The organism is Denitrificimonas halotolerans, assembly GCF_034259425.1.
GTDB lineage: Bacteria > Pseudomonadota > Gammaproteobacteria > Pseudomonadales > Pseudomonadaceae > Denitrificimonas > Denitrificimonas halotolerans.
On sequence record NZ_JAXIVU010000014.1, the window covers coordinates 53,693 to 67,498 of the forward strand.

Annotated in this window: 13 protein-coding genes; 8 read left to right on the forward strand and 5 right to left on the reverse strand. The window is 46.0% G+C overall.

Annotated elements, in window-relative coordinates:
- Positions 1 to 3: 3 nt before the first annotated feature.
- Together TOI97_RS10100 and TOI97_RS10105 are read right to left on the reverse strand one after the other, a co-directional pair.
- Positions 4 to 417, reverse strand: coding sequence for an RNA-guided endonuclease InsQ/TnpB family protein (locus tag TOI97_RS10100; RefSeq protein ID WP_321554014.1), 414 nt, complete (start codon positions 415 to 417; stop codon positions 4 to 6).
- Positions 357 to 869, reverse strand: a complete 513-nt coding sequence (locus tag TOI97_RS10105) for a hypothetical protein (protein WP_321554000.1) — start codon at positions 867 to 869, stop codon at positions 357 to 359. The genes TOI97_RS10100 and TOI97_RS10105 overlap by 61 nt, the downstream gene beginning before the upstream one ends.
- 294 nt (positions 870 to 1,163) lie before the next feature.
- On the opposite strand from TOI97_RS10105, the gene prfB reads away from it, so the two are divergent.
- The 5 genes from prfB (at position 1,164) to ppc (ending at position 7,318) form a co-directional block, all read left to right on the forward strand.
- Positions 1,164 to 2,259 (forward strand): peptide chain release factor 2 gene (prfB, locus tag TOI97_RS10110; protein WP_321554001.1). Its coding sequence is split into 2 segments (ribosomal slippage): positions 1,164 to 1,235 and positions 1,237 to 2,259, totalling 1,095 coding nucleotides; the frame shifts between segments, so codons are not numbered across the junction.
- A gap of 105 nt (positions 2,260 to 2,364) precedes the next feature.
- Positions 2,365 to 3,867 (forward strand): lysine--tRNA ligase, encoded by a 1,503-nt coding sequence (lysS, locus tag TOI97_RS10115; protein ID WP_321554002.1) that lies wholly within the window; start codon positions 2,365 to 2,367, stop codon positions 3,865 to 3,867.
- A gap of 84 nt (positions 3,868 to 3,951) precedes the next feature.
- Positions 3,952 to 4,257 carry a hypothetical protein gene (locus tag TOI97_RS10120; protein ID WP_321554003.1) on the forward strand — a complete coding sequence of 102 codons (306 nt, stop codon included), beginning with the start codon at positions 3,952 to 3,954 and terminating at the stop codon, positions 4,255 to 4,257.
- A 23-nt stretch (positions 4,258 to 4,280) separates the two neighbouring features.
- Positions 4,281 to 4,571, forward strand: coding sequence for an RNA-guided endonuclease InsQ/TnpB family protein (locus tag TOI97_RS10125; RefSeq protein WP_321554004.1), 291 nt, complete (start codon positions 4,281 to 4,283; stop codon positions 4,569 to 4,571).
- A 110-nt stretch (positions 4,572 to 4,681) separates the two neighbouring features.
- Positions 4,682 to 7,318, forward strand: a complete 2,637-nt coding sequence (ppc, locus tag TOI97_RS10130; protein ID WP_321554005.1) for a phosphoenolpyruvate carboxylase — start codon at positions 4,682 to 4,684, stop codon at positions 7,316 to 7,318.
- 178 nt (positions 7,319 to 7,496) lie between these two features.
- Here the strand turns inward: ppc and hemJ are convergent, their stop codons facing one another.
- The gene (gene hemJ / locus TOI97_RS10135) at positions 7,497 to 7,919 is read right to left on the reverse strand and encodes a protoporphyrinogen oxidase HemJ (protein ID WP_321554006.1); all 423 of its coding nucleotides are present in this window, start codon (positions 7,917 to 7,919) and stop codon (positions 7,497 to 7,499) included.
- Between the two features lie 118 nt (positions 7,920 to 8,037).
- Between hemJ and argC the strand changes: the two genes are divergently transcribed.
- Together argC and erpA are read left to right on the forward strand one after the other, a co-directional pair.
- Positions 8,038 to 9,072 carry an N-acetyl-gamma-glutamyl-phosphate reductase gene (gene argC, locus TOI97_RS10140; protein WP_321554007.1) on the forward strand — a complete coding sequence of 345 codons (1,035 nt, stop codon included), beginning with the start codon at positions 8,038 to 8,040 and terminating at the stop codon, positions 9,070 to 9,072.
- Between the two features lie 87 nt (positions 9,073 to 9,159).
- Positions 9,160 to 9,510, forward strand: coding sequence for an iron-sulfur cluster insertion protein ErpA (gene erpA, locus TOI97_RS10145; protein ID WP_321554008.1), 351 nt, complete (start codon positions 9,160 to 9,162; stop codon positions 9,508 to 9,510).
- 7 nt (positions 9,511 to 9,517) lie between these two features.
- Here erpA and TOI97_RS10150 read toward each other — a convergent pair whose 3' ends face one another.
- Together TOI97_RS10150 and TOI97_RS10155 are read right to left on the reverse strand one after the other, a co-directional pair.
- On the reverse strand, positions 9,518 to 10,606 hold the full coding sequence (locus TOI97_RS10150; protein WP_321554009.1) for an anhydro-N-acetylmuramic acid kinase: 1,089 nt from the start codon (positions 10,604 to 10,606) through the stop codon (positions 9,518 to 9,520).
- Between the two features lie 2 nt (positions 10,607 to 10,608).
- On the reverse strand, positions 10,609 to 11,997 hold the full coding sequence (locus TOI97_RS10155; protein WP_321554010.1) for a peptidoglycan DD-metalloendopeptidase family protein: 1,389 nt from the start codon (positions 11,995 to 11,997) through the stop codon (positions 10,609 to 10,611).
- Between the two features lie 252 nt (positions 11,998 to 12,249).
- Here TOI97_RS10155 and tyrS point away from each other — a divergent pair, with 252 nt between their 5' ends.
- Positions 12,250 to 13,449, forward strand: a complete 1,200-nt coding sequence (tyrS, locus tag TOI97_RS10160) for a tyrosine--tRNA ligase (RefSeq protein WP_321554011.1) — start codon at positions 12,250 to 12,252, stop codon at positions 13,447 to 13,449.
- Positions 13,450 to 13,806 lie beyond the last annotated feature (357 nt).

Genomic DNA, 13,806 nt, shown 5'->3' on the forward strand with positions numbered 1-13,806 from the left:
GACTTAAAGGACGGGGATTTCTACTGCTAGACGGCCATGCCCGGCCGCGAGAATGTTACGTGCCGCGTTGATATCGCGATCGTGGGTGACACCGCACCCACTGCACGTCCATTCTCTTATTCCAAGTCCTGTGATACCTTTCGGCCTCGACTCGGGCAAACTGCCGCAACTCGAACAGGTTTGGGTGGTGTATGCCTCGTCAATTTCCTTAAAAACAATGCCTGCGTGAGCGCATTTATAGTCCAGCATTGTTTTTAATTGACCCCAGCCAGCGTCCAACACTGACTTGGCCATCGTGGTTTTAACGAGCTTTAAACTACTGACATTGCCCACATAGATTTCACCGCAGCGATTGACTAGCTTACGGCTGAACTTGTGCAATGCGTCTTTTCTACGGTTAGCGATTTTCGCATGAATGGTTTTGACTTGGGTTTTATTTCTGGCTCGACCTCCATATTAACCACAACATTGAAGTACCAGCGGCCACGGGCATCTTCATTGAAACTGGCCGAGCGAAACTTGTATTGGTTCAAGCCGTAGCTGTCCCAGACCTTAAAATAGTGGCCGTTGTGGTAGACCTGCCCGTTTTTCCACTGCGCTGCACCTGTATTGACGGGTATCCAGCCCAGTGAGCGGCGTACACCGCCTGATTTGCGCCAGTTCAGCCGCACCTTCTTAAACTGCTTACGGCGCGTGACATACTCACCTGCAATGCACTGTAAGGTTTGGCTGTGCAGCGCAAGCTCTTTATCTGCGCCCCTAGTGTAGGGATGCATATCAAAAGTAGACAAAAACACACCACGCTCTTTAATCGAGCGTTGACTTAATTCATGAACAAAGTTCCAGACGAAATTGACGCTTCGAGCCATGCGATTTAGCAGGGGCACATGCCTGTCTCGGACTCGGACTTTTAATGTTTTGGTGTGCCTTATCATGCTGTATATAATACCAGCACAACCTATACTGCAAAGACTTTAGCAGCCTGTTAAGGGGTTAAGGGGCTGCGTACACGGTCCTCGCTATCCATTCCCGCACTAAAAGTACGAGGTCTTACGCGATTTTGATAAAAGCGTAATGCAGGAGGCTTGATCTGCGCACAGTTGGTGCTTATTCAGGTACAATTAGCCTTTTTACACAGTTCAATCAAGCGAGAATCGTCTGTTATGGAAGTCAATCCAATCCATTTAGCCATCAATGACTTAGCTGAGCGCACGCAAGTCATTCGGGGGTATCTTTGACTACGCTACTAAGCGTGAACGTCTAACTGAAGTTGAACGAGAGCTGGAAGATCCAGATATCTGGAGCAACCCTGAATATGCACAAAACCTAGGACGTGAACGTTCGGCACTAGCTCAGGTTGTGGAAACTCTAGATAATTTAGAAAGTGGCGTCAGTGACGCTAAAGACCTGCTGGAAATGGCTGTCGAAGAAGATGACCATGATGCTGTTGAAGAAGTACGCAGTGAAGTTGCAGCATTGGAGCAGGAACTGAGTGGCCTAGAGTTTCGCCGTATGTTTAGCGGCGATATGGACGCCAATAATGCATACCTTGATATTCAAGCCGGCTCCGGTGGTACTGAGGCGCAAGATTGGGCCAATATTTTACTGCGTATGTACTTGCGTTGGGCTGATCATAATGGTTTTAAAGCAACCATTATGGAACTATCGCCTGGTGATGTAGCAGGTATTAAAGGCGCTACTTTACATATTGAAGGTGAGTATGCTTTTGGTTGGTTGCGTACCGAAACGGGAGTACACCGTTTAGTGCGTAAAAGCCCCTTTGATTCGGGCAACCGTCGTCATACCTCCTTTACTGCTGTGTTTGTCTCGCCAGAGATTGATGACAATATTGAAATTGATATCAATCCTGCAGACTTGCGTATTGATACTTATCGCTCATCCGGTGCCGGCGGTCAGCACGTTAACACCACTGATTCTGCTGTACGTATTACCCATGAGCCTACTAATACGGTGGTGAGCTGTCAGAACGAGCGTTCTCAACATGCTAACCGTGACACTGCAATGAAAATGTTGCGTGCTAAATTGTATGAGTTGGAGTTGCAAAAACGCAGTGCTGCTTCACAAGAGTTAGAAGACAGTAAGTCTGATATTGGTTGGGGACATCAGATTCGTTCTTATGTTTTAGACCAGTCGCGTATTAAAGATTTACGCACCAACGTGGAAGAAAGTGACTGCGATTCGGTACTCGATGGTGAGATCAATCAGTTTCTCGAGGCAAGTTTAAAACAGGGGCTGTAATGCTCCTGTTCGTCGTCGACCTAGTCAATATTGAAATCAGCATGCTTGAGCGTGCTTACAGTCGCTGTACGAGCGACCTGAATAACATTTAAGTGGATACCCATCATGAGCGAACAACCGCTAACTCAGCATGAGTTGCAAGAGGAAGAAAACCGTTTAATTGCCTTGCGTAAAGAAAAACTGGCGATTGAGCGGGCCAAAGGCAATGCCTTCCCGAATGATTTTCGTCGCGAGCATTACTGCGCTGATATCCAAAAGACCTATGTGGATGACACTAAAGAAGAGTTAGTCAGTGCTGCGATCCCGGTGAAAATTGCTGGGCGCATCATGCTCAATCGTGGTGCTTTTATGGTGGTGCAGGATATGACGGGGCGCTTGCAGGTCTATGTTGACCGCAAAGGCTTGCCTGCAGAAAAGCTTGCCGAGATTAAAACTTGGGATTTAGGCGACATCATTGGTGTTGAGGGTACTTTATCGCGTTCCGGTAAAGGTGATCTTTATGTGCATATGACACAGGTTCAACTGTTGACTAAAGCATTGCGTCCTTTACCAGATAAACACCATGGTTTAACGGATACTGAGCAGCGTTACCGTCAGCGTTATGTTGACTTGATTGTTAACGAGGATGTGCGTGATACCTTTAAAATTCGCTCAAAAGTGATTGCTCATATCCGTAGCTTTTTAACCGAGCGTGACTTCTTGGAAGTGGAAACACCAATGCTGCAAACCATTCCAGGTGGTGCTGCAGCTAAACCTTTTGAAACTCACCATAATGCACTCGACTTGCCAATGTACTTACGTATTGCACCTGAGTTGTATTTGAAAAGATTGGTGGTCGGGGGGTTTGAGCGTGTGTTTGAAATCAACCGTAACTTCCGTAACGAAGGTGTTTCAACGCGGCATAACCCTGAGTTCACTATGCTTGAGTTCTATCAAGCCTATGCGGACTATGAAGACAATATGGATTTAACCGAAGAGTTGTTCCGAGAGCTAGCGCAGAAGGTCTTGGGCAGTACGGATGTACCTTATCAGGGTAAGGTGTTCCATTTTGGTGAGCCGTTCCAGCGCATTTCTTTGTTTGATTCAATCTTGAAATATAATCCGGAAATCACTGCCGCAGATTTAGAAGATCTAGATACTGCTCGTGAGTTGGCGAAAAAAAGCGGTGCTAAAGTGATGGGGTTTGAAGGTCTAGGTAAGTTACAAACTATGATCTTTGAGGAAACTGTTGAACATAAGTTGGAACAGCCAACGTTCATCACTCGTTATCCATTTGAAGTGTCACCGTTAGCACGCCGCAGTAACGATGATCCAAATGTCACAGACCGTTTTGAACTGTTCATTGGGGGACGTGAAATTGCTAACGCATATTCAGAATTAAACGATGCGGAAGATCAAGCAGATCGCTTCTTGGCGCAAGTGGCAGATAAAGACGCGGGTGATGATGAAGCTATGCATTACGATGCTGATTTTGTTCGTGCCTTGGAATACGGTATGCCGCCCACTGTTGGTGAAGGGATTGGTATCGATCGTTTAGTCATGTTACTTACAGATTCACCATCCATTCGTGATGTGATTTTATTCCCGCATATGCGTCCAGAGCATTAACTTTCTCTATTGAGGCCGCGATCCTGCTCTAGGGTTGCGGCCCATCTTTTAAATTTTCCTACCGCGAGTCTGACGGAGCTGTTTATGAGCGAACGTGATTATCGACCACTGATTGGTACTGCTATTGCAAGTGTTGTGGGAACGATTGCAGTTTTAGGCTATTACGGTTATTTGCACATTGCTAAACCCAGTGATGCGCTGTTGTTGGCTGAGTACACCATGTTAAAAACGATACCCGGTGAAGATTATAAGGTGTCATTAAAACCAGCTGAGCAAGTGGCTCAGTGTATGGATGGGGTAGTGGTTTTATTTGATACCAAGCAAAAAGGCTTAACCGGCGTTTTGGTGGATGATAAAAAACGTGCCGTACGCTGTGAGTTTGGTAATTAGAGTAGACTTTTATTAAAACCACGATGGCCAAGTCAGTGCTGGACGCTGGCTGGGGTCAATTAAAAACAATGCTGGACTATAAATGCGCTCACGCAGGCATTGTTTTTAAGGAAGTTGACGAGGCATACACCACACAAACCTGTTCGAGTTGCGGCAGTTTGCCCGAGTCGAGGCCGAAAGGTATCGCAGGACTTGGAATAAGAGAATGGACATGCAGTGGGTGTGGTGTCACCCACGATCGCGATATCAACGCGGCACGGAACATTCTCGCGGCCGGGCATGGTCGTCTAGCAGTAGGAATTCCCGTCCTTTAGGTCGGGGAGGATGTCAATGGTATAAAGATACAAAGCTTAGAACACTTAAGACTTCTTGCTTGCAGCTGAATAACTCGGCAAGCTAAAGAAAACTATAGTGGAGAGCGAGTATGATCCCAATTGATTCACGTCTACGCGAGCATGTTCATTTATTAGGTGAGCTACTGGGCTCGACGATGAGTGAACAGCGCGGTGAAGAGTTTTTAGAGAAAATTGAACGCATCCGTACTGGTGCGAAAGCAGCTCGTCGTGGCTCAGAAGATGGCCGTCAACAGATGACCGATACTTTGGATCAGTTGTCTGAAGATGAATTGCTGCCAGTGGCACGTGGCTTTAATCAGTTTTTAAATCTGGCAAACATTGCAGATCAGTACCATTTAATGCGTCGCCGTCGCAGCGATGAAGAGCCTGCCTTTGAAGATCTGATGTTAGCCTCGCTGCTTGAGCGCCTAAAAGCTGTTGGACATACTCCGCAAAAACTATCGCAAGCCGTTGCTGATTTAGATATTGAGCTAGTGTTGACGGCTCACCCAACCGAGGTGTCGCGGCGTACCTTAATCATGAAGTACGATATGATTGCGCAGCAATTAGCTGCTTTAGACCACACAGATTTAACCGCAAACGAGCGCGAAAAAATTATCGCTAAACTGCGTAGCCTCATTACAGAAGTGTGGCACACGACAGAGATTCGGAGTGAGCAACCGACACCAGTGGACGAAGCACGTTGGGGGTTTGCAGTGATTGAGCGTTCCTTGTGGGAAGCCATTCCAAATGTCTTGCGTCATGTGGATCAAACTCTTGAGGCCGCCGGTGGCGAGAAGTTGCCCATCACTGCAACCCCGATCCGCTTTTCCACATGGATGGGGGGGGATCGCGATGGTAATCCGAATGTAACTGCGCGGGTGACGCGAGTTGTGCTGTTATTAGCACGTTGGATCGCAGCCGACTTATTCTTACGTGATATTTCTCGCTTGACTGCTGAGCTGTCCATGCTCAATGGTAGCGCCGAGTTGATGGCGTTGGTGGGTGAAACTGATGAGCCTTATCGCGTTCTGCTCAAGCGGCTGCGCGCTCGGTTGCGTAATACACGTGCAGAGTTACAAGACGCTATTTCTAACGGTAAGCCACTTTCAGCAACCGTTATGCGAGATACCAATGAGCTGTTAGAGCCATTATTGCTTTGCTATCGCTCGTTGCATGAGTGCGGCATGGGGCTCATTGCAGATGGTGATTTGCTTGACACTATTCGTCGGGCTACCACCTTTGGTTTATCTTTAGTGCGTTTAGATATCCGTCAAGATGCTGAGCGCCATACCAGTGCATTAAGTGAAATTACGCAATGGTTAGGCTTAGGTGATTATGCACAGTGGAACGAAGAGCAGCGTCAAGCGTTTCTTTTAGCAGAGTTAGAAAACCGCAGGCCGTTACTCTCCACTGCTTTTACACCCAGTGCAGATACTCAAGAAGTTTTAGAAACGTGTCAGGTGGTTGCTCAGGCTGCAGCGGATGCCTTAGGCTCTTATGTGATATCTATGGCTTCGGCACCATCCGATGTGTTAGCTGTGCAGCTTTTGCTGAAAGAGGCAGGGTTGCGGCGTGCGATGCGTATTGCGCCTTTGTTTGAAACGCAAGATGATCTACATAATGCCGCCGGGGTGATTGATCAATTACTCAGTTTGAAAGATTACCGCGAGAGCTTAGCAGGTCCGCAAGAAGTTATGATCGGTTATTCAGACTCAGCTAAAGATGCAGGGACTACGGCAGCGGCTTGGTCGCAGTATCGCGCCCAAGAAGAGTTGGTGGCTGTTTGTGAAAAGCAAGGGGTTGAGCTGATTTTATTCCATGGTCGTGGGGGCACTGTGGGCCGTGGCGGCGGTCCAGCGCATGAAGCAATTTTGTCACAGCCACCAGGCTCTGTAGCTGGTCGTTTCCGTACTACTGAGCAAGGTGAGGTGATTCGTTACAAATATGGTTTGCCGGAAGTAGCTGCGCAAAACCTTAATCTGTATTTGGCATCTGTATTGGAAGCAACATTGCTGCCACCTCCTGAGCCTAAAGAATCATGGCGCGCGGTCATGGAGCGTCTAGCTGCTGATGGCCTGGCTGCTTATCGTAAAACGGTGCGTGAAGAGCCCCATTTTGTTGATTATTTCCGCCAAGCAACACCTGAGCAAGAGCTAGGACGTTTGCCGCTGGGTAGCCGTCCTGCACGTCGTCGTACCGGTGGCATTGAAAGTTTACGAGCAATTCCGTGGATTTTTGCTTGGACTCAAACACGGATGATGTTGCCTGCTTGGTTGGGTTGGGAAACTGCGCTGCAAAAAGCAGTAGAGCGGCAAGAGGAAGCGGTGCTGGCAGAAATGCGTGATCAGTGGCCGTTTTTTAGAGCGCGCATTGATATGCTAGAAATGGTGTTGTTAAAAGCGGACTCGGGTATTGCACGCTTATATGATGAGCGTTTAGTTAAGGATGAGTTGCGTGGTTTTGGTGAGCAGCTGTATGTGCACTTGGAACAGGCGGTGGAGCAAGTGCTGAACTTGACTGGGGAAGCACATTTGTTAGAGCGACACCCGCAAGTGCGTGCTTCCATCAGTGTGCGGGATACATATTTAGATCCGCTACATTTATTGCAGGTGGAATTATTAGCGCGCTCGCGAGAGCAGGGTGATGAGATTTGTCCTGCAATTGAGCAAGCACTCTTGGTGACGGTGGCAGGTATTGCTGCGGGTTTGCGTAATACAGGTTAAGAAAGCACTGTCGATCAAGGTGTTCAGTTTATTGGTCGACAGTTTTATATCAACAATTCTCGCGGCCGAGCATGGTCGTCTAGCAGTAGGAATCCCCGTCCTTTAGGTCGGGGAGGATATCAAATCAATATATTGCTGGACCACTGTAATAACGCACTGTCGATTCTGCCGATATAACTCAAGGCTTGAGAACGGCTAGCAAGACAATAGCAATTAAAAATAAAACCGGTAGTTCATTAAACCAACGGTAAAATACATGGCTTTTTTGGTTAGCGCCTTGAGCGAATTTCTTATAAATAGCGCCTAGGGAAAAGTGGTAGGTAATTAACAAGGCCAGTAAGGCCAGCTTGATATGCATCCAGCTCATCTTGAGGAGTACAGGATTCATATATAACATACAGATACCAAGTACTAGAGTCGCGATCAGAGATGGATGCATAATACCTCTATAGAGTTTGCGTTCCATGACAGTAAAGCGTTCTTGGCTGACGCTGTCTGTGCTCATCGCGTGATAAACAAATAAGCGTGGCAAGTAAAATAAACCCGCAAACCAGCAGACCACTGCGATAATATGGAATGCTTTGATCCATAAATAAGTCATAACTTGCTCCGAGAGTAAAGAGCGCTCATGGTAGTACGTAGGGCGCGGAGTGTCATCTGCTGAGCGCAGGTTGTGTTATCAGAATATTATATTTTACTTAAGCTAAGAAGGTGCATGCATGATTAAAGTGGCAATTGTCGGTGGTACAGGTTACACAGGTGTTGAGTTGTTACGCCTGCTGGCTTTGCATCCACATGCACGGGTTGAGGTCATTACCTCGCGCTCTGAAGAAGGTGTGCGGGTAGCTGACATGTACCCTAATCTGCGCGAACATTACCCGATTTTGACCTTTTCTGTGCCAGAAGTGGAAACTTTAACAGCTTGTGATGTCGTATTTTTTGCTACACCCCATGGTGTTGCTCATAGTTTGGCAGATGAGATTTTGCAAGCTGGCACAAGAGTTATTGATCTTTCTGCAGATTTTCGTTTGGAAGATTCTGAGGAATGGACGCAATGGTATGGTCAGCCGCATGGTGCGCCACATTTATTGAGCGAAGCTGTTTATGGTTTGCCTGAAGTCAATCGTGACGTTATCAAAGATGCTCGCTTGGTTGCAGTGCCTGGCTGTTATCCGACGGCTGTACAATTGGCTTTATTGCCTTTAGTGGAGCAAGGCTTAGCTGATCCAAAGCAGATCATTGCTAGCTGTGCTTCCGGTGTAAGTGGTGCAGGTCGTGGAACGAAATTAGGCTCATTATTTTGTGAAGCAGGCGAAAATATGGTGGCTTATGGTGTCAATGGACATCGTCATTTGCCTGAAATCAAACAAGGCCTACGCCGCGTTGCCGGTAAATCAGTAAATTTAACTTTTGTGCCTCATTTAGTACCAATGATTCGTGGTATTCATGCGACTACTTATGCGACGGTCACAGATCACAGTGTTGATTTGCAGGCGTTGTATGAGCAGTATTATCGTGACGAGCCTTTCGTAGATATTTTGCCAGCAGGGGTCTTTCCGCAAACACGTAGCGTGAAGGGTGCCAATATGTGTCGTATCGCAGTACAGCGCCCACAGAATGGCGATGTAGTGGTTGTGATGGCTGCTATTGATAATTTAGTTAAAGGAGCCTCGGGTCAAGCTGTGCAGAATATGAACATTATGTTTGGCTTGGAAGAGAACAGTGGCCTGCAAACGGTCGCGTTAATACCTTAAGTGCTGTTAATAGTTGACCTCCGTGGTAGGATAAGCGGATAATATTACTTAATAGTTATTTACAGCGCGATGCTGGGAGAAAGTAAAATGAGTGTTGAATCCTTCGTCCCTGCCGCAATGCAGTTTACTGAAGACGCAGCAAAAAAAGTAAGGGCCTTGCTTGAAGAGGAGGGCAATCCACGATTGAATCTACGTGTGTTTATCACAGGTGGTGGATGCTCAGGTTTTGAGTACGGTTTTACGTTCGATGAAGAAGTTGCCGAAGATGATACTGTGGTTGAGCGTGAGGGTGTAAACCTGATTGTTGACCCGATGAGTTTTCAGTATTTAGTGGGTGCGGAAGTGGACTACACCGAAGGCTTAGAAGGTTCACGTTTTATAATTAATAACCCGAATGCAACAACAACTTGTGGTTGCGGGTCATCCTTCTCGATTTGAAAACTGCTTAAGCTGGGTAAATGGCGCCAAGTATGCGTAAGCCTTTGGCGCCAGTCACTGTAGGTCGGTTACTTGGGATGTTCTCTAAGCAGCAATGAGCAAGCCAAGCAAACGCCATGGCCTCCATCCAATCCGCTGAGATTCCAATTGAATCGGTACTCGCCACAGTACTTTGTGGTATGAGACGTGTTAAACGATTAAGTAAATCTTTATTGTGTGCTCCTCCACCACACACCCAGACTGCTCGAGTATTTTTTTGTGCTAACTGAATAGCATCAGCAATAGTTTGAGCTGTAAACTCACATAACGTTGCCTGCACATCTTGTGCATCAATGGTCGGGTGTGCACTCAGTATATTGAGCAGCCAAGATAGATTAAAAAGTTCGCGACCTGTGCTTTTTGGGCCTTGAGTGGCAAAAAACGGCTCTTGCAGCATCTGTTGCAGTAGAGAGTGATGAACAGTACCACCAGCCGCCCAGGTACCTTCTCGGTCATATGGCTGTTGTTTTCTATGCTGTATCCAAGCATCCATCAAAACATTACCTGGACCGCAATCAAAGCCATGGGTATGTTGGTTTTCGTTTAATAGGGTGACGTTGCTGAACCCACCAATATTTAAGACGGCACAAGGCATGGCATGTTGTTTGAATAATGCTTCATGAAATGCAGGGACGAGCGGTGCACCTTGACCGCCTGCTGCTATATCGCGTTGACGAAAGTCACTCACTACACAAATCCCTGTGAGCTCTGCTAGTAGAGCAGGGTTGCCGATTTGTACTGTGTAATGTTGTTGTGGTTCATGACGAATGGTTTGTCCGTGACTGCCAATTGCTCGAACTTTTGATGCAGGTGTTTGGGTTTTAGCTAGAAGTTGAGTGACACCATGGGCGGCCAATTGAGCCCATTGGCGTTCAGCAATAGCGGCTCGATGGATTTCATCGGTGCCGCTAGTGCATAAATCAAGTAGGCTTTTTTTTAAATCTGCCGGCATGGGCAGGTAATGACTGGCTATGAGTGAGTATTGTGGATCGATATCAATAAGGCTGATATCGATCCCGTCGAGACTGGTGCCCGACATAATACCGATGTAGAGCATGTTTATTGCTTGTTCATAGCAACTTGGATGTTTTGTTGTCCATCCAGTTTTGCGAGTAAAGGTTTGCTGTATTGCGCAAAGCGTTGTCTTTCCGATGCAGGAATCGGGTCTGCAGTTGGTAGTTTTTGACTTAATGGGTCAACATGCACACCGTTAACTTGAAATTCATAGTGTAAGTGAGGGCCTGTGGATAAGCCGGTTGTGCCAATGTAACCAATAATTTGACCTTGTTTGACATTGCTACCTGCTCTTATGCCTTTGGCAAAACCTTGCATATGAGCGTAAAGAGTTTGGTAATGCTTGCCGTGCTTAATGACGACAGTATTGCCATAGCCACCTTTGCGGCCAGCTAAAGATACACGACCATCGCCTGTTGCTTTAATAGGCGTTCCGCGGGGAGCAGCATAATCAACGCCTTTATGTGCGCGGATTTTATTTAAAATTGGATGCTTACGGCCGTTGGAGAAGCGTGAGCTGATACGAGCATACTCAACCGGCGTACGAATAAAGGCTTTGCGTAGACTTGAGCCGTCTGCTGCATAGTAGTTGGTATTACCCTTTTTATCGGTGTAACGAACAGCAGTATATGTTTTTCCGCGATTGGTAAAGCGTGCGGATAGGATGTTACCAGCGCCTACAGTTTGACCTTTAAAGGTTTTTGCTTCATATACGACTTCGAACGTGTCTCCTGAGCGTATATCTTTTGCAAAGTCGATATCGTATTCGAAAATTTTCGATAGGCTAATGGCTAAAGAGCGGGGCAGTCCAGCTTTGTTAGTAGCGCCAAATAACGATCCTTTAATAGTGCCTTTGGCAACTTTTTCGATTGTTTCTGTCGGTGCGATATCTTTGCGAAAAGAGAAGTCGTTACCCTGCTTTTCTAAGAAGATCGTTTCTAACACATTTACTTTGCTGCTCAGTGTTTTTAGTGACTGGTCATCGTCAAACTCAAAAGTCAGTTCTTGGCCTTCTTTGATACGAGTAAAAAGCTGGGCTTCTTTGTTTTTGGCTAAGATGCTGTGTAGCAGGCTATTGCCTAAACCAACGTCAGAAAAAATAGTTGATAAAGTATCGCCTTTTTTTACTGTAACAGTGCGTTTGAATTTGAAAACAGATGCGTCTAGTTCTTGTGCGAGTTTTTCAAATTCAGCATGATCGGTCAGTTCTAAAGCTGCTGTTTCTGATTGTGGTGTTTCTAGTAAAGAGAAGTCAGCTGTGACTTGTTCAGGTGATTGTTCTTCTAACTCAATATTGATGAAAGTTTTTTTAGCTTCCACTTCGCGAGATGGGTATACGAGCAAAGTTAAGCAGAGTAAGGCAGCAATTCCGCTTGCGGCAAACAGGTGGCGTTTGGGGTAGCTCTGTTTTGTCGGAGTGATGTTTGTTGGCATAGTCTTTGTGGTCTGCTGTGCGATTGGTGAGCGAACGATAAATAATAAGTGCAAAGATGGGTAAAGTATAAGTAAAAAACCTATACTGCAAGCCCATTCGTCTTGCAGTCAGGGTTGTATCTAATTTTTATTACATTATTGCATAGAATTAGGTGTTAATGCTTGCGTTGTTCTGACGCATTCATTTGTTTTTAGTTCCTTATCTAGTATTCTTATTGGTTATCTTTCTTATAAAATTATGGTGTTCTAGGCATGAAAACCGTTGAAGAGCAGTTGGCTATTATTAAACGAGGTACTGACAGCGTTATTATTGAGCAGGAGTTAATAGAGAAGCTGAAGCGCAATCAGCCGTTGCGCATTAAAGCAGGCTTTGATCCAACGGCTCCGGATCTGCACCTAGGTCATGCCGTTTTATTGAATAAATTACGCATGCTGCAAGATTTAGGGCATCGAGTGGTGTTCTTGATTGGTGACTTTACGGGGATGATCGGTGATCCGAGTGGTAAAAGCGTAACGCGTCCACCACTTACCCGTGAGCAAGTGTTGGCGAATGCGGAAACTTATAAGCAGCAAGTATTTAAAATTCTAGATGAAGAAAAAACCGAGGTTGTATTTAATTCCTCTTGGTTAGAGAAGCTTAATCCTGCTGATTTTATCCGCCTAGCATCACAGTACACAGTAGCAAGGATGCTGGAGCGCGAAGATTTCCATAATCGCTATTCTAATAATCAGCCAATTGCAATTCATGAGTTCTTATACCCTTTGATTCAAGGGTATGATTCTGTTGCGTTGCGTGCTGATATAGAAGCTGGTGGAACTGACCAAACATTTAATCTTTTGATGGGGCGTGAGTTGCAGCGCTCTTATGGTCAGGAGCCGCAATGCGTTATTACGATGCCTCTCCTAGAGGGTTTAGATGGTGTTAAGAAGATGTCTAAGTCCTTGGGTAACTATGTAGGGATTCAAGAGGCGCCAGGTGTTATGTACAACAAGCTGTTGTCAATGCCTGATGAGCTGATTTGGCGCTACTATGATTTACTGAGTTTTAGAAGCCTAGAAGAAATTGAGCAGCTGAAAGAGAGTGTTGCTCAAGGTGCTAACCCTCGAGATATTAAAATTGAGTTGGCGCGAGAGCTTATTGCTCGATTTCATGGTGAAGAGGCTGCTGCTAACGCTCATAAGTCTGCTGGTAATCGTATGCAGGACGGTGAGCTGCCAGAAGATTTGCCAGAGGTTGAATTGATGGCAGTGGAAGATATGCCGATTGCAGCAGTATTGAATCAGGCGGGTTTGGTGAAGAATGCGGCGAGCGCTCGTGATATGTTAGGTAAAGGCAGTGTTAAGGTTGATGGTGAGGTGGTTGATCGTGACTTTGTCTTTAAGTTGGGGGCTGTGCATGTCTGTCAGGCCGGTAAGAGAAGTTTTGCTAAAGTTACTTTAACGGCAGAGTGATTGAGTGCTTTGAATTAGCGCTTGTGTTGTTTGTAATAAATCTATAATATAGATTTTCTTGATTGGCGAGATAGTTGCAAATCAAGCGCTAAGCAAGGTTTTAGAAAATTATGGAAATTTGAAATAATGCTTGACGACGCGTAGTTCTAGTGTAGAATGAGCGGCCTGCCAAAGAGGCTTAAATACCTCTGTGGCATCAATCAAGGGTTGAGCGGAAGTTAAGTTTCCTGAAAATAAACCTTGACAGATTAAATGGTGAGTGTAGAATACGCCACCTCGCTGAAGCAGGTAGCTTCAACGAAACGTTCTTTAACAATTTGAATCAAGCAATTCGTGTGGGTGCTTGTGTCGATGATT